The organism is Rhizobium sp. 2YAF20, assembly GCF_052114685.1.
Lineage (GTDB): Bacteria > Pseudomonadota > Alphaproteobacteria > Rhizobiales > Rhizobiaceae > Rhizobium.
Map to the genome: position 1 here is coordinate 1 of NZ_JBFRFF010000034.1, position 16,297 is coordinate 16,297.

General features: G+C 59.5%; 20 protein-coding genes and 1 pseudogene. 14 read left to right on the plus strand and 7 right to left on the minus strand.

Features of this window, described 5'->3' with window-relative positions; translation table 11 throughout:
• Positions 1–106, plus strand: a 106-nt coding sequence (locus tag AB4Z52_RS27535) for a DUF736 family protein (protein ID WP_154668634.1), incomplete at its 5' end; no start/stop codon positions are given.
• Between the two features lie 159 nt (positions 107–265).
• Positions 266–433 (plus strand): annotated as a pseudogene (locus AB4Z52_RS27540) (DUF736 domain-containing protein); the annotation flags it as partial.
• Positions 434–480: 47 nt separating this feature from the next.
• Here AB4Z52_RS27540 and AB4Z52_RS27545 read toward each other — a convergent pair.
• From AB4Z52_RS27545 to traC, 5 genes are all read right to left on the minus strand, one after another.
• Positions 481–759: an HU family DNA-binding protein gene (locus tag AB4Z52_RS27545; RefSeq protein WP_442221067.1), complete on the minus strand. Its 279-nt coding sequence runs from the start codon at positions 757–759 to the stop codon at positions 481–483.
• 38 nt (positions 760–797) lie between these two features.
• Positions 798–1,109, minus strand: a complete 312-nt coding sequence (locus AB4Z52_RS27550) for a WGR domain-containing protein (RefSeq protein WP_442221068.1) — start codon at positions 1,107–1,109, stop codon at positions 798–800.
• A 157-nt stretch (positions 1,110–1,266) separates the two neighbouring features.
• Entirely contained in the window at positions 1,267–3,198 is a 1,932-nt protein-coding gene (gene traG, locus AB4Z52_RS27555; protein WP_442221069.1) for a Ti-type conjugative transfer system protein TraG, read from the minus strand.
• Positions 3,185–3,400: a type IV conjugative transfer system coupling protein TraD gene (gene traD, locus AB4Z52_RS27560; RefSeq protein ID WP_442221070.1), complete on the minus strand. Its 216-nt coding sequence runs from the start codon at positions 3,398–3,400 to the stop codon at positions 3,185–3,187. The genes traG and traD overlap by 14 nt, the downstream gene beginning before the upstream one ends.
• Positions 3,401–3,404: 4 nt before the next feature.
• The gene (gene traC, locus AB4Z52_RS27565; protein WP_442221071.1) at positions 3,405–3,668 is read right to left on the minus strand and encodes a conjugal transfer protein TraC; all 264 of its coding nucleotides are present in this window, start codon (positions 3,666–3,668) and stop codon (positions 3,405–3,407) included.
• 256 nt (positions 3,669–3,924) lie between these two features.
• On the opposite strand from traC, the gene traA reads away from it, so the two are divergent.
• The 12 genes from traA (at position 3,925) to AB4Z52_RS27625 (ending at position 15,536) form a co-directional block, all read left to right on the plus strand.
• Positions 3,925–7,242, plus strand: coding sequence for a Ti-type conjugative transfer relaxase TraA (traA, locus tag AB4Z52_RS27570; protein ID WP_442221072.1), 3,318 nt, complete (start codon positions 3,925–3,927; stop codon positions 7,240–7,242).
• Entirely contained in the window at positions 7,239–7,769 is a 531-nt protein-coding gene (traF, locus tag AB4Z52_RS27575; protein ID WP_442221073.1) for a conjugative transfer signal peptidase TraF, read from the plus strand. The genes traA and traF overlap by 4 nt, the downstream gene beginning before the upstream one ends.
• Positions 7,690–8,925 (plus strand): conjugal transfer protein TraB, encoded by a 1,236-nt coding sequence (locus AB4Z52_RS27580; protein ID WP_442221074.1) that lies wholly within the window; start codon positions 7,690–7,692, stop codon positions 8,923–8,925. The genes traF and AB4Z52_RS27580 overlap by 80 nt, the downstream gene beginning before the upstream one ends.
• A gap of 16 nt (positions 8,926–8,941) precedes the next feature.
• Positions 8,942–9,559: a TraH family protein gene (locus tag AB4Z52_RS27585; protein WP_442221075.1), complete on the plus strand. Its 618-nt coding sequence runs from the start codon at positions 8,942–8,944 to the stop codon at positions 9,557–9,559.
• Positions 9,495–10,427 carry a LuxR family transcriptional regulator gene (locus AB4Z52_RS27590; RefSeq protein WP_442221076.1) on the plus strand — a complete coding sequence of 311 codons (933 nt, stop codon included), beginning with the start codon at positions 9,495–9,497 and terminating at the stop codon, positions 10,425–10,427. The genes AB4Z52_RS27585 and AB4Z52_RS27590 overlap by 65 nt, the downstream gene beginning before the upstream one ends.
• Positions 10,428–10,505: 78 nt before the next feature.
• The gene (locus AB4Z52_RS27595; RefSeq protein WP_442221077.1) at positions 10,506–10,805 is read left to right on the plus strand and encodes a type II toxin-antitoxin system TacA family antitoxin; all 300 of its coding nucleotides are present in this window, start codon (positions 10,506–10,508) and stop codon (positions 10,803–10,805) included.
• A gap of 3 nt (positions 10,806–10,808) precedes the next feature.
• The gene (locus AB4Z52_RS27600) at positions 10,809–11,315 is read left to right on the plus strand and encodes a GNAT family N-acetyltransferase (protein ID WP_442221078.1); all 507 of its coding nucleotides are present in this window, start codon (positions 10,809–10,811) and stop codon (positions 11,313–11,315) included.
• Between the two features lie 329 nt (positions 11,316–11,644).
• Entirely contained in the window at positions 11,645–12,694 is a 1,050-nt protein-coding gene (locus AB4Z52_RS27605) for a class I SAM-dependent methyltransferase (protein WP_442221079.1), read from the plus strand.
• A gap of 31 nt (positions 12,695–12,725) precedes the next feature.
• On the plus strand, positions 12,726–14,129 hold the full coding sequence (locus tag AB4Z52_RS27610) for a hypothetical protein (RefSeq protein WP_442221080.1): 1,404 nt from the start codon (positions 12,726–12,728) through the stop codon (positions 14,127–14,129).
• Positions 14,130–14,255: 126 nt separating this feature from the next.
• Entirely contained in the window at positions 14,256–14,762 is a 507-nt protein-coding gene (locus AB4Z52_RS27615) for a GNAT family N-acetyltransferase (protein WP_442221081.1), read from the plus strand.
• Positions 14,763–14,901: 139 nt separating this feature from the next.
• Positions 14,902–15,135: an AbrB/MazE/SpoVT family DNA-binding domain-containing protein gene (locus AB4Z52_RS27620; protein WP_442221082.1), complete on the plus strand. Its 234-nt coding sequence runs from the start codon at positions 14,902–14,904 to the stop codon at positions 15,133–15,135.
• Positions 15,132–15,536, plus strand: a complete 405-nt coding sequence (locus AB4Z52_RS27625; protein WP_442221083.1) for a type II toxin-antitoxin system VapC family toxin — start codon at positions 15,132–15,134, stop codon at positions 15,534–15,536. Before AB4Z52_RS27620 ends, AB4Z52_RS27625 begins: the two co-directional genes overlap by 4 nt.
• A 79-nt stretch (positions 15,537–15,615) precedes the next feature.
• Here AB4Z52_RS27625 and AB4Z52_RS27630 read toward each other — a convergent pair whose 3' ends face one another.
• Together AB4Z52_RS27630 and AB4Z52_RS27635 are read right to left on the minus strand one after the other, a co-directional pair.
• A complete protein-coding gene (locus AB4Z52_RS27630; protein WP_442221133.1) occupies positions 15,616–15,843 on the minus strand; it encodes a helix-turn-helix transcriptional regulator in 228 nt (75 codons plus the stop codon).
• A 20-nt stretch (positions 15,844–15,863) separates the two neighbouring features.
• Entirely contained in the window at positions 15,864–16,109 is a 246-nt protein-coding gene (locus AB4Z52_RS27635; RefSeq protein ID WP_442221084.1) for a helix-turn-helix domain-containing protein, read from the minus strand.
• Positions 16,110–16,297: the final 188 nt, after the last annotated feature.

The following is a 16,297-nucleotide window of genomic DNA, read 5'->3' on the forward strand; positions in this document are numbered from 1 at the left end:
CGAATACCTCTCGCTCAAGCTCGACGATCCGTCCTTCACGGCTCCGGTCTATGCCTCCCTCGTCCAGGGCGACAAAGGCGAGCACAAGCTCATCTGGTCCCGCTAAACAGCACCAAGGCGCCCCGCTCACTGCGGGGCTACCCATCAACCCCCGGAATTATGCGGAGTAAAATCTACCGCAAACACCGGCAAAAGCAGTCTTCAGCGACCGATACTCCGCATAATCCCACTCTCTGCATAATCGACGTTATGTGGAGCTCCACATAATGTCGAGTTCGGCGCAGCGTGGAAGAAAACCTCGAATGACGGCCGTGACTATCTCTCGGTCAAGCTCGACGACCCGAGCTTCCCGGCCCCGATCTACGCAACCCTGATCGAGGTCGAAGGCGAGGAAGGCCTCTCTCTCATCTGGTCCCGGCTGAGCCGGGACTGATAGCAACGAAGGCCCCGCCGAAAGGCGGGGCCCTCCCTTTTAGGGGATCAGTTGTTCAGTGCATCCTTGAGCGCCTTTGCAGGCGCAAATGTCAGCTTCTTCGAAGCCGCGATTTTCATGGTCGCGCCGGTGGACGGGTTGCGGCCGTCGCGCTCTGGCGACGCCTTCACCTTGAATTTTCCGAAGCCCGGGATTGAGGTTTCAGCGTCGGAGCCGGCAGCTTCTGCGATCGCCTTGAACACGGCATCGACGATGCCCTTGGCCTGGACCTTCGTCAGGCTGTTGTCGGCCGCGATCTTGTCGGCAATATCATTGGTGGTGGTCATGGAATTCCCTCGCATCATCTAAGAAGACGGAATCACTGTCAGCTTGCGGAGGCTTTGTCATCGACGTGCTGCGGTGAGGAATGCCGGATAACCTTGATTTCCACAGGTGATTTTGGTCTATAGCCTCGATTTCGCTTTTCGCGGAGAAGTTCGAGGAACAGACCGATGGCGTGCTTCTCTTCATTGAAGAGGCGCACTTTCCGCTGGCCGCGTGTTCCGATCCTTCCCCAGCAGCGCACCAGCGACACGTCTCCGAACAGTGTCGGCTGGACCGCGAGCGCGTAGAACCGCGCCATGTTCTTCTCAAAGTCGACACGCTCGACATAGACGTGATAGGGTTGAACGATCATCTACGCAGAATCGCGCGTTCAGATTTCGGCGTCCAATCAGAGTTTTGAATCGTCCGATGCGGATGGATTCATTTTCGTGATCGGACGTTGCCGCTGCCCCTTTTCCGCTTTTCGACGTTGAAGAGTGTACCCTGTCGGGGTAGGGGGCAATCGTGCCTCACTTCATTCCTATTTCAACGTTCCTATTGAAGCGGTTGTGGCCGACGCAGGTTCTCATATCTTCGCGCCGGAACCAGATAGCGCGACCGCATCTCAGTGGCGCGTTGCCGGCGGTGAACACGATCTGCTCGTCGCCGCGCATGCGCAGAACCTCATGCGGCAGTATCAGTGGACGGCGCGCGAGCTGTTTGGAGCGTGTGCGTGACGATCCCGACATCTGCGACGAGCGGCTGGTCTGATCGACCTCGACCGTCGTGTCGCCGCAGCGTTTCGAGATATATTCAGCCGTCTCGGGATCGTTGATCGCGGCAAAGGAGACCCACGATGCCGACTCGAACCATTTCGATGTAGCGTCGCGGCCGCCATAGGCTTCCCGCATCTGCCCGATCGACTGGAATATCAATGTGAGCGTCAAGCCATATTTCCGGCCGGCGTCGCGGGCAGTCTCGAGGATGCGCAGATAGCCAAGACGCGCCACCTCATCGAGAAGAAACAGCGTCCTGTCATTTACCTCGCCGTTTCGATTGTAGATCGCGTTCATCAGCGCGCCGATGATCACACGCACGAGTCCCGGATGGGTCTCCAGCACCTTAAGATCAAGCGCGATGAAGATATCGGTATTGCCGGCGGCGAGATCGTCGGTCGTGAAGCTCGACCCCGACACTAGCGCCGCATAGTTGGGATAGGAGAGCCAGTGTGTCTCTTTCACAGCATTGGCATAGACGCCACTGAAGGTCTCGGGCGTCATCGAAATAAATGGCGCGACGTTCTCCTTCACGAAGGCCGAATCCGACTGGTCGTAAATGTTGGTGAGACGCTCACGCAGTTTCGGCTCAGGCTCGGAGAGGTTCTCCCTGACCTGTCGCAAGGTTTCATCCTTTTCTTGCCGGTGACCGGATAGGCAGACGTCGGCGATCAGCGCGGTCAGCAGCTGCAGCGCGGAGGCGCGGAAGAAGTCGTCACGAGCCGACGCCTGCCGCGGATTGTCGGTCATCACCCATGTGGCGACGGCGACGATATCCTCCTCCTTAGTGCTGCCGAACCGGCCGATCCAGTCGAGCACGTTGAAGCCGATCGCCGGATTCTCCGGACCGAGGACGATGACATTCCGTCCGTCCTGCTTTCGATGCTCGATCACCATCGGCGCGACTTCGCTAGACGGATCAAGCACGACGAGGCCGCCGCCCCATTTCAGCGCCGTCGGGATCGTCACCGACGTCGTCTTGAAGCCGCCGGAGCCGGCAAAGACGACGCCATGCGACGAGCCGAAGGAGCCATCGAAGCACAGCAACGGAGTCCTGCCGCCCGCCCCCCATGTGTCCTTGGCATCGGCGCGAAACGATACCGCCGCCACACTGTCGCGGTCGACGCGATATCGCTCGCCAATGACAATGCCGCCGGCATCGGGAAACAGCCGGGCAGCCTCGGGCATTCCCATCCAGTCGCTCTCGCCATGGATGGCGCGTTTGCCCCGGATGCGGCGCGGCGCGGCGGCCGCGAAAGCGGCATTACCCTTGATTGCTACACGCAGCCCGAAGACGCCGGCGAGAAGTGCTGCGGCGACGCCTGCCATCGTCGCCGGATCGGCATAGGCAATCGGCGAGCTCTCCGCCGGCACCTGAGTTACAAAAGCCGAAATCCGCGTCGCCTCGCGCAGCACGGCGATGATCATCGTGGCCACGGATCCGCCGACAACGCTGCATCCGGCCACCCTGATGCTCGACGAACCGTTCGTCGCGAAAAGGAAGATGACGCCAACCGCCCCGGCACCAACATAGGGCAGGGCGATTCCGGCCCGGCCGAGCATCAGCCGCGCGCTGTCTGTCTTGCCGAACGCGGCCAGCCATTGTTCGATCCCGGTCATTCCGATGACGACGGCGATCATCAACATGACGGGAGCGATGGCGAGCAGGATCCTACTCGACGTCACGCCCAAATGCCTCCGCACCGATCGCCGTCAGGCGCGATTTCTCCGCTGCGTCATTGCGCAATCGCTGGGCGGCGTCGATCAGCAGGCCGAGCAGCAGTGCCCGTTTCTCGTAGCGCAGGCCCGCCTTGACGATCAGGCCGCCCAGTTCGATTTTCTCGCGCGTGTCCTTTTTGCGCGCCTCTGACGATGCCGACCGACTCATCCGTTCAAGCCTCGCCAAAGCGGCCCGCAGCCGCGCCAGCCGTGACCGGCGGGGTCTCGCGCTTCCGAGGTTTTGCGTCTTGTCTGCAAAACCGCGCCGCGAGCTCCTCGAACGCCTTTTGCAATTCCGTCTCGTCGATCTCGATTTCGCCCAGTCCGGACTTCAGCGCGACGCGGCCAATCCGCTCGGCCTCTCGCGTCTCCGCCTGCCGGAGCTGATCCTGCAGGCGGGCGATTTCTTCTCGGATCTTCGATGACGGCTTCTTCATTCCGGTTGAACCTTTCCTGTCCGATGTGATTGCGCTCGGACATGAGTTTTCCTCAGGTAGGTCGCGTGCGCGACTCATAAAAAAGCTAGTCGGCAGGGCCGACGCTTTTGCCGATCATCCCGGCCGTTCCGAAGGAGCGGTTTCCAAGGGCGCAGTAATACGTCGCTGACGCGACGTGGCTAGCGCAGGCCAGGTCCAGGCCTGATCCGATCCCGACGAACACGATGTTCGTTCAACCGTTGGGATTCGTATCGCCTTGGCCATCACGCATTTCACGCCCCAGCTCATCGGACGCGGTAATGGCCGCAGCGCCGTGCTGTCTGCGGCGTACCGGCATTGTGCGAAGATGACCTATGAGATCGAGGCGCGCGCGGTCGACTATTCCAATAAGCGCAATCTCGCCCATGAGGAGTTCCTATTGCCGCCGGATGCCCCGAAATGGGCCCCCGCGCTGATCGCCGACCGCTCGGTTGCCGAAGCAGCCGAAGCCTTCTGGAACTGTGTCGAAGCCTTCGAGAAGCGCGAGGATGCGCAATTCGCCAAGGAATTCATCGTCGCGCTGCCGGTCGAGCTGTCGAAGGATCAGAACATCGCGCTGATGCGCCAGTTCGTCTTCGAGCAGGTTCTGTCGCGTGGCCAGGTCGCCGATTGGGTCTATCATGACGAGCCGGGCAATCCGCATGTCCACCTGATGACGACACTGCGCCCACTGACGGAGAAGGGCTTCGGACCGAAGAAGGCTGCTGTCATCGGTGATGACGGTCAGCCGGTTCGAATGAAAAGCGGAAAGATCCAATATCGTCTGTGGGCCGGTGAGAAGACGGAATTCCTTCAGCAGCGCAATGGCTGGCTCGACCTGCAGAACCTACATCTTGCGCTCGGCGGACTGGAAATCCGCGTCGACGGGCGTTCCTATGCCGAGCGCGGCATCGACATCGTTCCGATCGTCCATATCGGCGTCGGCACCAAGGCGATCCAGCGCAAATCGGAGCAAGACGGAAGCGCCGTTGAGCTCGAGCGGCTAAAATTGTTCGAGGAGCAGCGGCAGGACAACGCTCGGCGCATCGAGAAGCGGCCGGAGATCGTGCTCGAGATGATCTCTTCGGAAAAGAGCGTCTTCGATCAGCGCGACATTGCCAAGGTTCTGAATCGGTACATCGATGACGCCGGCACCTTCTCGCAGCTGATGGCACGCATCCTGCAGAGCCCGCAGGTTTTACGCATCGAACGCGACAGCGTCGATTTTGCCACCGGCGAAAGGATCGGCGCCCGCTATACGACGGGTGAGCTGATCCAGATGGAAGCGGCAATGGCGAAGCGTGCCGTGGCGCTGTCGCGGGCCGGCGGATTCGGCATCAAGGGCCGCGTCCTCGATTCGACGTTCGAACGTCATCCACGCTTGTCGCTGGAGCAGAAGACCGCCATCGAGCATGTGGCTGGTCCCGCCCGCATCGCCGCTGTCGTCGGCCGGGCAGGGGCTGGCAAGACGACGATGATGAAGGCGGCGCGCGAGGCCTGGGAGCTCGCCGGTTATCGTGTGGTCGGCGGGGCTCTGGCCGGCAAGGCGGCCGAAGGGCTCTCGAGCGAAGCCGGCATCGACAGCCGCACGCTGGCATCCTGGGAGCTCCGCTGGAAAGACGGCAGGAACGCGCTCGACAACAAGACTGTGTTCGTGCTCGATGAAGCCGGCATGGTCGCCTCGAAGCAGATGGCGCTGTTCGTCGAGGCGGCATCGCGGGCAGGGGCCAAGCTGGTGCTTGTCGGCGATCCCGAACAGTTGCAGCCGATCGAGGCGGGCGCCTCCTTCCGCGCGATCGCCGAACGCATCGGTTATGCCGAACTCGAAACAATCTATCGCCAGCGCGAGCAATGGATGCGCGACGCGTCGTTGGATCTTGCCCGTGGCCGCGTCGAAGAGGCGGTCAACGCCTACCAGCAGCAGGGCCGCATCCTTGGCTCGGTGGTGAAGCGCCAAGCGATCGACAATCTCATCGCCGACTGGAACCGTGAATACGATCCCGCCAAGACCACGCTGATCCTCGCCCATCTTCGTCGCGACGTTCGAAGCCTGAACCACCTTGCCCGCGAAAAACTGGTCGAGCGTGGCGTCATCGGTGAGGGTCATGCCTTCCGGACGGAAGACGGCATACGCCGCTTCGACGCCGGCGACCAGATCGTCTTTCTGAAGAACGACAGCGCCCTTGGCGTGAAGAACGGCATGCTTGGGCATGTCGTCGAGGCGGCTACGAACCGGATCGTCGCGGAAATCGGCGAGGGAGATCAGCGCCAGCGCATCACCGTCGAACAGCAGCTTTACCGCAACCTTGACCATGGCTACGCCACCACCATTCACAAGAGCCAGGGCGCGACCGTCGATCGCGTCAAGGTGCTCGCCTCGCTCTCGCTTGACCGGCACCTGACCTATGTGGCGATGACCCGCCATCGCGAGGATCTGGCGCTCTACTACGGTCGCCGGTCCTTCGATCTGAACGGCGGCCTCGTGAAGATCGTCTCGAAGCGCAACGCCAAGGAGACGACGCTCGATTACGAGCGCGGGACGCTCTACCGGCAGGCGCTTCGCTTCGCCGAGAACCGGGGGCTGCGCATCGCCAATGTGGCCCGGACACTGGTTCGGGATCGCCTCGAATGGACCGTGCGCCAGAAGCAGAAACTCTCCGACCTCGCCATTCGCCTGCGCGGCGTTGGCGAACGGCTTGGCCTGGTCGAAACCAGCAATGTCGAAACCCGCAAAACCCAGATCGGAAAGGAGGCCGAACCTATGGTTGCCGGCATCACCCTGTTCCCGAAGTCGCTGCAGGACGCCGTGGAGGAAAAGCTCCTCGTCGATCCAGCTGTCAAGAAACAGTGGGAAGAGATCTCGTCCCGCATCCGCTACGTCTTTGCCGATCCGGAAACGGCCTTTCGCGCCATGAATTTCGACGCGGTGCTGAGCGATCCGCAGGCCGCGAAACGGACGCTCGACAAGCTTGTCACCGATCCTGCGTCGATCGGTCCGCTGAAGGGCAAGACGGGCATGCTGGCCGGCAAGGCGGAAAAGCGAGCGCGGCATGTCGCCGAGTTGAACGTGCCGGCGCTGAAGCGTGACATCGAGCGTTATCTCGCACTGCGCGAGGGGGCCGTCCAGAAGATCGAGGGAGAGGAGAAGGCGCTGCGCCAGCGCGTCTCGATCGACATCCCGGCGCTGTCATCTTCCGCCTATGGTGTGCTCGAAAAAGTGCGCGACGCCATTGATCGCAACGATCTGTCCGCGGCATTGGGCTACGCCATCGCCAATCGGGAAATCAAGGCCGAGATCGATGTGTTCAATCGCGCCGTCGCGGAACGCTTCGGGGAGCGCAAATTGCTGACGAACGCCGCGCGTGAACCTGCCGGCAAATTGTTCGACACGCTGTCCGAGGGGCTCCGTCCCGCCGGGAAGGAAGAGCTCGCTAAGGCGTGGCCGGTCATGCGCACCGGGCAACAGCTCGCGACCCAGGAACGCGCCGCCGAGACGCAGAAGCAAACGGAAAAGCTGCGACTATCGCAGCGTCAGAGCCAGGTGCTTAAGCCATGAGCCGCGAGCGCGTCATCTCAGCTGTCATTGCAACATGTACTTGCTTGATGGCAGTCGCCGCCGGTGGCTGGATCGGTGGTTATCGACTGAACCTGACGCCGAGCGAGCCGCTTGGCCTGTGGCGGATCGAGCCTCTGATGCGGGTCGCCGCCGTCGGCGATCTCGTGTTCGATTGCCCGCCGGCTTCGGCGGAATTCGCCGTGGCGCTGGAGCGCGGCTACCTCCGCCGCGGGCTCTGCCCAGGCGGCGTCGCGCCGCTGATCAAAACCGTCGTGGCACTTCCTGGCCAGCATGTGGAGGTCGGCTCTGATGTCGTCATCGATCGGCTTCCTCTGCCCAACTCCGCCATTCGGCCCAGCGACGGCGCCGGGCGTCCGCTTCACCATTTCGGCGGTGGCATCGTGCCTTCAGGACATCTGTTTCTTCACTCAGACTTTGCGAGCTCCTATGACTCCCGATATTTTGGGCCTGTGCCGGAAACGGGCCTTCTCGGGCTGGCGCGGCCGGTCCTCACATTCGATCCCTGATCTCCTCCATTCGCTTTTATTGATCGGCGGCGCGGTCATCGTCGGCGTTCTCGGTTGGAGCGGATATGTCCTGGCACTGCCACTGGCGTTGGTGTTCCCGACGCTTTGGGCCTTCTCGCGGTCGCGGGTGACGGCGGCCCTCGTGTCGGCAGGATATTTTCTGGCGGCCTCGCGTGGGCTGCCGCAGGGCGTCGCCAACTTCTATGCCTCCGACCTGGGGCCGGGGCTTTTCCTCTGGATCGTCGCGTCGCTTGCCTTTGTGATCGTCCACACGACGCTCTGGACGGATCGTCCGGGAAAGGAAAGGGCGCTGCGCTATGTGGCGGCTGCCGTCCTGATGGCAGTTCCTCCTTTCGGTATAGCAGGATGGGCGCATCCGATCACGGCGGCTGGCGTGCTGTTTCCGGGATGGGGGTGGCTGGGCCTCGGCGCGACCGCGATCCTATTGGTCATCATGACCGGTCGAAGGTGGCAAATCGCGGGCGCAGTCCTGGGAGGACTTTATGTCTGGTCAGCCACGACCTGGACGCCATCCAACGAACCAAACGCTTGGGCGGGGGTCGATCTTGAACTCCGGGAAAACCTCGGCCGTGACGCATCTCTCGAGTTTCACCGTGGCCTCATCGCAACGGTTAGAAAGTTCGCGGACAAGGGCGCGCGCGTTGTCGTGCTTCCCGAGAGCGCCATTGGCTTCTGGACAACGACTGTGGAGCGGTACTGGCAGGGAGAGCTGGCGGAAGGCCGCGTCACCGTAATCGCCGGCGCTGCAGTCGTCGAGCGCGTCGGCTACGACAATGTCCTGGTCGTGATTTCCGGTGACGGCGGGCGCATCCTCTATCACGAACGCATGCCCGTCCCCGTGTCGATGTGGCAGCCATGGCTTGCCTGGAGCGGGCTAGGTGGCGGCGCGCGAACTAGCTTCTTCAGCAATCCCATCGTCGAACTCGATGGCCAGAGGATTGCGCCGCTGATCTGCTACGAGCAACTCATCGTCTGGCCCGTGCTGCATTCGATGCTGCATAGGCCGGACATGATTGTCGCCGCCGGCAATGGCTGGTGGACATCAGGCACTTCGATCATCGCGATACAGCAAGCCAGCACTGCGGCCTGGGCGCGACTGTTCAACCTCCCGCTCGTCACAGCCTTCAACACCTGAGAGAGGAATAACAAGGATGGTGGATGCCGCCGTTATCCAGAAATGTGCCGATCCGGGCCTAAAGCCCGCGATCGTCGAAAAGTTTATTGCGCAGGCCGGATCGTCCGATCCGCTCGCCGTCACGGTTCGTTCGGGAAACCGGGTCATCCTGGTTCCGCCGGCAAAAACGGCCGACGAGGCGATGGCGCTGATCGGCGAGTATGTCGGACAGGCTGTCGTACGTGTGGGAATAACGCAATATCCGGCCGGTTTAGGGATCAAGGACGTCGCGGAGTTGAAACCTGACCTCGTCGATGCTTGCGAGAATATTCGCATGGGCACCGCGCTGTTCGGCAAGGTCTATCGCATCGTCACCAAGTGGTACGGCAATGCCGTTGACGAGGCATTCGAGGACGCCATTATCTCGTGGCAGAGCGGATATTTCGAGGGGACGGCAGTTTTTCGTGCGCCCGATCCGGGCGACGTCAAGCTGGCTCAGCCGAAGCAAGACGAACCGGGCATCGAGGCGGATGCGCGCGCAGGTATGAAGCCGGAGGACCAGAAAGCCCGGGACACTCCGAAAGCCGACGGTGCAAGCGATCCGAACAGCGCAGGGATGCGCATCGATCTCTCTGGAATCGGCGGCTCCAGATAAGCAGCATTTCCTCCACGTCACAGGTGAAGCGGCGATCATTCACCAGAAAACATCAACACACCAGCCGACGCGGCAGATCCTCGGATTTGCAGAAAACAGCAAACCGGACATGCTGCTCGAAAGGAAACCAATGGAAGATCGACAACAGTCACCATTGTCGTGGTCGTTGACGAGGTTGCGAAGGGTAGGCAGCGGAGCGGATTTGAATGTTGCCATTGCGAACATTCGAGATCGTTACCAATTTGCTCATTTGGCGTTTTTGGTGGTCCGTCTTGCAAACCCGGCAGACACCCACCCATTCTATTGCGCGACATATCCGGAAGAATGGACATCCCTTTATCTTGATCGGAACTATTTCGCGATCGACCCCGTCATCAACCTCAGCCGCACTGGCTTCTTGCCCGTCGATTGGTCAAATCTCGATCGACGATCCGCGAGAACCCGCAGCTTTTTCATGGAGGCACGCTCATTCGACATTGGCCGGTACGGTCTGACGGTCCCGATCAGAGGTCCGAGCGGCGAACGCAGCCTCTTTTCGGTGACGTCGAACTTGCGGCGGGCTGAGTGGCGAAAGTTACTCTTATCAAGTAACCACGACATTCAGATACTTTCCCATTATCTGCACGAGAAAGCACTGTCTGCGTCGGGCCTGCGGACAAGTGGCGGCTACCGGAAGCTATCCAGACGCGAACAGGAGTGTCTTCAACTCCTGGCGCACGGCCTCGTTTCGAAGCGCATTGCCGCGAAATTGCAGATTTCGGAGAATGCGGTGCGCCTTTATCTCAAGTTAGCCAAACGCAAACTCGATGCCAAGACGATGTATCAGGCTATCGCAAGGGCAAGCTTCCTTGAGATAATCCAGACCTGATAGCGCGCAAAGACCAGCAAACCTATCGTATTGCATTTTGCAATACATGACCTTATCTTTCGCTCAAGGAGATCAGCCATGGCTACGACCGTCGAACGCAAGGAATACCCGATCGCAATGCGTCTGCCTGCCGCAGACGTTGCAATGATTGATCGTGCAGCCAGCCTACGTGGCCGTTCGCGTACCGACTTTGTGCGCGACGCCGCCGTGCGCGCGGCCGAAGAAGTCGTCATGGAGCAGCGGCTGGTCCGCATGACTCCTGAAGGATTCGCCGATTTCATGGAAGTCCTGTCCCGTCCCGCAGTTTCGGTTCCCGAGATGGTGGAGCTTGCCAAGCGACCCGCCCCCTGGGAGCCCGGTTATGGGCCGAAGCGCTAAGCCGTGGCTCTATCGGCTCCTGAACCGCTCACTGTTACGCACAATGTTTCCGAATTCTCCTGTGGCAAGCCGGCGCTCGATTACTGGCTGAAGACACGCGCCCTCTCCAATCAGCAGAAGGGCTTCACCGCCGTTCTGGTCGTTCATGAGGCGGGGCGCGTCGTCGGTTATAATGGTCTGGCGCCGACCGCCGTAGTGCCGGCGATCCTGCCACGCTCGATCCGCACTGGACAACCGCCTGATCCGGTTCCCTGCCTTCTCCTTGGCCAGCTTGCAACCGACGAAGTCTGGGCGGGGCTGGGGATCGGAACGGGCTTGGTCAAGCACGCGCTCCAGCGCTGCGTTCAAGCTGCCRCACTGATCGGCGGGCGGGCCTTAATGGTCAATGCAGTCGACGAGGAGGCCGCTGAATTCTGGCGGCGGCGAGGATTCATTCCTTCAAAGGACGACACACTCGTGCTCTTYCGCTCCATCGCGGACATCGCCGCATCGCTGGCCAATTTCAGGTAACCATTTACCGGGACAATATGTGTTTCTACCATTTCACGTAGCAGGGCGGGTGGATTTCCTGTGTACGATTGACACGGCAGAAACGCCTGTTCAACCACCGAGTACGTGATTTCCGCGCTTTTGGGCACACCGTTTGAGCAAGCAAAAGTTGCGAGTCAATCTCCCGATATCGGTAGATTGCATCGAGGCTCCTCGGCAATCAACTCTACGCAATCACGGGTAGTCGCGAAAAATGCCCTCGGCAGGGGGCGATTGGAGGAGCGGTGAAGCCGTTCCGAATCCGGATCAGCACGGCACCAATCATTTGGCTTGATAACGAGGATCGCGCCATGGTGGATAGCAAGACCATAGAGGCCTGGCGGAAGGCTCCGCGCCTCAATTCGTTCGCAACCTTCTTTGAAAAAACCGCCAGCGGACTGGAAGGGGCGCCGGATCTGGGCAGGCCCGAGCCTGAGATGGGTCTCCTGTCGTTCGATCTCGATTGCATGACATTCTGGGATACGCACCGGCGCTTATGGGGACATTTCGATAGCCACTATTTTTCAAGCATCCCCTACCGGCTGGAGGAGGAGTGTCGCCTCGGCGCCGCCATCTTCTCGTTTGCGCAGAAGACGTGGGCCCACCGCGGACGTCCGGCGACGATCTACACCCTGGGAGCGGGCGCCGGCACTCTTGCAAGAGCACTGGCAAAGCTGGGTGACGGGCGCATGAAAACCCTCAACTGCAGTCCCACCGACGGCAATCGTGTCTGTTTTTTCGCCCGGAGAGGCAGCGACGATGCGCACTTCTACCATGGGCCGTTCTTCGAACTCGACGATGAGCGGTACGCGACAGATGAAACTCTTCAGCCTTTCCGGGACGGATATGATGTCCTGCTGGAAGACACGACGTTCCAGATGTACGGCCGCGACAGGGATAGTCAAACGGGCTTCGTCGCGCCCCGTGTCCGGGCTAACGGCGTGTTGGTTCAGGTGCAAAAGCTTGCTCACCACAACACTGAGGCCTATCTTGAACGAGAGCGTCAAAAAGACGAGACGTTCAAGTCGAGGTTCTTTACCACGAGTCAGATTATCGAAAAAAAACGCGGTGTTTTGGATACGATGTTCGACTTCCAGGTCGATCTGGAGGCATCGCAATCGGCTCTCCGATCGTACTTTCGGTATGCCGTCATCACGTGGAACAGCGGGAATTTCTACACGATCGTCTCATCCAATTCCTTGAATTCGCTGCGTGACTTTGTCACCTCGATGGTGAAGCCGGCGATACCGCCAGAGTTCTTCTACGAGCAGGTGCCGCACATCCTCGTGAATGACGAGAAAAATCCGATACTGTCAGACTGGGCGTGGCGACCGCCGCAGTCGATCGACAGCGAAACCTGACCGGTGGCTTCCTCATGTGGGAACAGCAAAGATGAGCAAAGAGCGGTCGAGTGCAACTTGCGGTCAAAGTGCCGCGGAAGATGTAAGACGGACTTTGTCTTTCCTTATGCCCGACCTTGCCCGGTTCTGGGCGCTTCCGCTCAAGGACTACGCATCTGCAGTTTACGCAGAAGGCAGCCGTGGCCGATGTTCGGTTCGCGACGACGCGATGATCCGGTTTCGGGCGTTTGTCACGCGTATCGCATTGAGGTCGGGAGCCAATCAGGACGATGCAGAGGAAGCAAGCCGGCAAATTGCGGCTTCGCCGGTTATGCAAACCGGCCCCCATTGTCATTTACTGATAGAGCCCGATGCCTTCTACACGCACCTGTTCAGCGCACTCGGTCTCACCGCCCATGCCCACCGGTGGCACATTTGCTACAGCTCTTCGACGGTAAAGTTCACAGAAAAGTCGAAAAAAGGCCCCGGATGGCTTTCGCTTGGCGGCGAGGTCGTGAACGTGTTCGGCCTGTCTCGAAGCCGGATGGTCCCTTATAGTATTTGTGGCTTCAAAGGGCCTTACCGGTTCACAATGGCAGGGCGAAATGGCGGTCCAACCAATCCCGCTTTCGCACGGTTGAAGGCTATTTTGCCGGACATGGAATTCCCGTCGGCAGCCGAGGCGATCAAGGCCGCCAATCAGATCCTATGGCGAAGATCGTTTCCTGCATCTCTCAAGCTGCTGCAATTTGATGATATCGATGTTGCCGATCTTGTTGCGGAGCACTTCGAGGATCCGGCATCGTGGCTGTCGGTTTGTTTTGTCGGTGACGGTCTCTTCGCGGAGGGCATATTGCGAGAAATGGACCTGCTCAATGCCGGTCCCTGGGCAGGATGGATACGCCAAACAACCGACTTTTTCTGGGGCCTGGTGGATGGCAGGATACTTCCCCTGCGTTTGCGCGACGGCGTTCTTTCAGGCGGCTCCCCTTCGATCCCCGAGGTGAGGTGTGATCCTGAAAGCATCGCGACCTCACTGCGCCAACGCAAGTTGGTGCCGAATCTGTTTATGACCTTTCTGGTGATGTCGATCCTGCCGGGCGTTCGTGTTCTCGGCGGATGCCGGCAGACCGTCTATTATCCCCTTATGCGGCATCTTCTTGCCACCGCACTCGAATCCTCGGGCGATCGCGATCTCCTTGATGCTCTGCGTGCGGACGAGCGGCCCGGGATGTGGGGGCACCGTGTCTTGCGTCCGAAGGACGGCTCTCCGTTCATGGAGATCGAAGAGAATGGAGCTGCGTTAGAGCTGGCTGCCAGATACAGCGCCCGCTCTCTGGAGGATGCCGCCGGCGATCTTGTCAGTTTCACCAGCGATCCGATCTGGGCAGAGTTGTCGGCGCATATCGGTAGTCAAGCCATTCACCCCGCTTCCGCACAGTGGCGGTGGGCATAGTTCACGCAACTTCTGGTTCGGCTGCCGACTGGAACGCCTGAGAAGAGACTGCCCTCCATGCGGTTGGTGGCTGATTGGGTTGGAAATTCTCACAGGAGGAACCCGATTTATTTTCTGGAGTCCGTCATGGGTGGAGAGCGAATATTGATCAGGCGAATTTCACCGGACGAGATTGATGTTTTCAGGCGCATTCGGCTGGAGGCCCTTCGTTGTGAACCGGCTTCGTTCGCGAGCCGATTTGAGGATTGGGCCGTACTTCCCGACGAGGAATGGCGCCAAAGGCTGAATGATCCTGTCTTTATCGCGTTCAGCAAAAGCGAGCCCATCGGCATTATGGGGTTCGTGCGTTTTCGCCCGCCCAAGATGATCCATCGCGCGACGATTGTCAGTGTCTACGTGCGAGAGAGCGAACGTGGAACGGGAGTTGCCGCAGATCTCATGCGCGCGATTGTCGAATTTTCAAGGGGCGAGGGAGTTTTGCAACTGGAACTCGCGGTCAGCGCGGAGAATTCAGCGGCCTTACGCTTCTACCAGCGTAATGAATTTATCGAAGTCGGACGGATCCCTGGCGGATTGGTGGACGATAACAGGGAAATCGACGACGTCATCATGGTGCGGCGACTGAACAGATGAGGACCTTCCGCGTCTCCGCATGTAGCAACCGACCAACCTCTAAATCTCCGCCGCAGGAGGATTGTCGAGCCCTATCATGCTTGAAATCGAAGGCAGAAAGTAATACCTGTATTTGTAGTGGTATTACAAGGTTTGCATCATGACGACGACAGTTACAGCGAAAGGGCAGGTCACCATTCCGAAGGCGGTGCGGGATCTTTTGGGAATCGTTCCGGGAAGCCAGGTCGATTTCCATCGTGCCGCGGACGGTAACGTGGTGCTGACACGGGCTGATGCAAAAAAGCCAATTAGCCGCTTCCAAAAATTGCGCGGGCATGCCGGAAAGGGGCTCGGCACTGACGCGATCATGGCGCTCACGCGTGGTGAAACGTGACGCTGGTCGACACAAATGTCTTGCTCGACCTCGCAACTAACGATCCGGTTTGGGCAGATTGGTCGATCGAGCAGCTTGAAAGAGCCGGTCTGGCCGGTCCACTGCTGATCAATGATGTTGTCTATGCCGAACTTGCCGTTCGATACGAGCGCATTGAAGAGCTTGATGCCTTCATTGATGAAGCGGCGTTGGTGATCAGTCCCGTTCCGCAGGCAGCTCTGTTTCTCGCAGGCAAAGTATTCATGCAATATCGCCGTGCCGGCGGTTCCCGTACCGGCGTCTTGCCGGATTTTTTCATTGGCGCACTGGCTGCAGTGCAGCAACTGCCGCTCTTGACGCGAGATGTCAGTCGCTACCGTACCTATTTCCCGACCGTCGAACTGATTTCACCAGCGCAGTGAGCCAGAGTCTGGTGGCATTGCTTTTAACGGGGCAGGTTTCATATCCCCGGACTGATGGCGTGCAGCGTCCACCACTGCCTCACCACATCGGCTTCTTGAAGCGAACGCCAACACCCCCGCCGTTTTCTCGGATAAATTCTATTCCGGCCTCCTGAAATGCCGCAATCATACTCGTGAGATTGTTGCTGATGGGAATATGTGCGCCGCGTTCAAAATCAGCGACGGTCTGACGAGAGACGTTAGCTGCCTTTGCAAGCTCTGCTTGGCTCCAGCCCAACATAGCCCGGGCCCCACGGCATTGCTCCATCGTGAGTATGTTGCTGCTAGTCAATCCGGCTTCTTGAATCGCACTCCGACGCCTCCACCATTGCGTGCGATGAATTGGATGCCGGCAGCCTCCAGAGTTATCCTGATCAGTTTCAAGTTTGCTGCTGTAATCGATGGCTGCCCGTCTTCAGCTTCCGCGCGGCGCACCGTCATAACACCAATACCAGTGGACTTCGCGAGCTCTTCCGCAGTCCATCTGAGCAGCGCCCTCGCCGCCCTAATCTGAGCTCCGGTTATTCCATTCATTTTTTCTTATTTCTCATTGTAAATTATATGACCACATGGTACTAAAAGCATCACTCGGCTGCACCCGGCGCTTGCGACACCGGATACAGCCTAACCAAAACCAAGCTTATAGGAGCTCGGATCATGGCTGATTCCGACAATAGCAGAACTTTGCCTCCGGTCACCGGGGGAGCAACTTCCATTCCTTC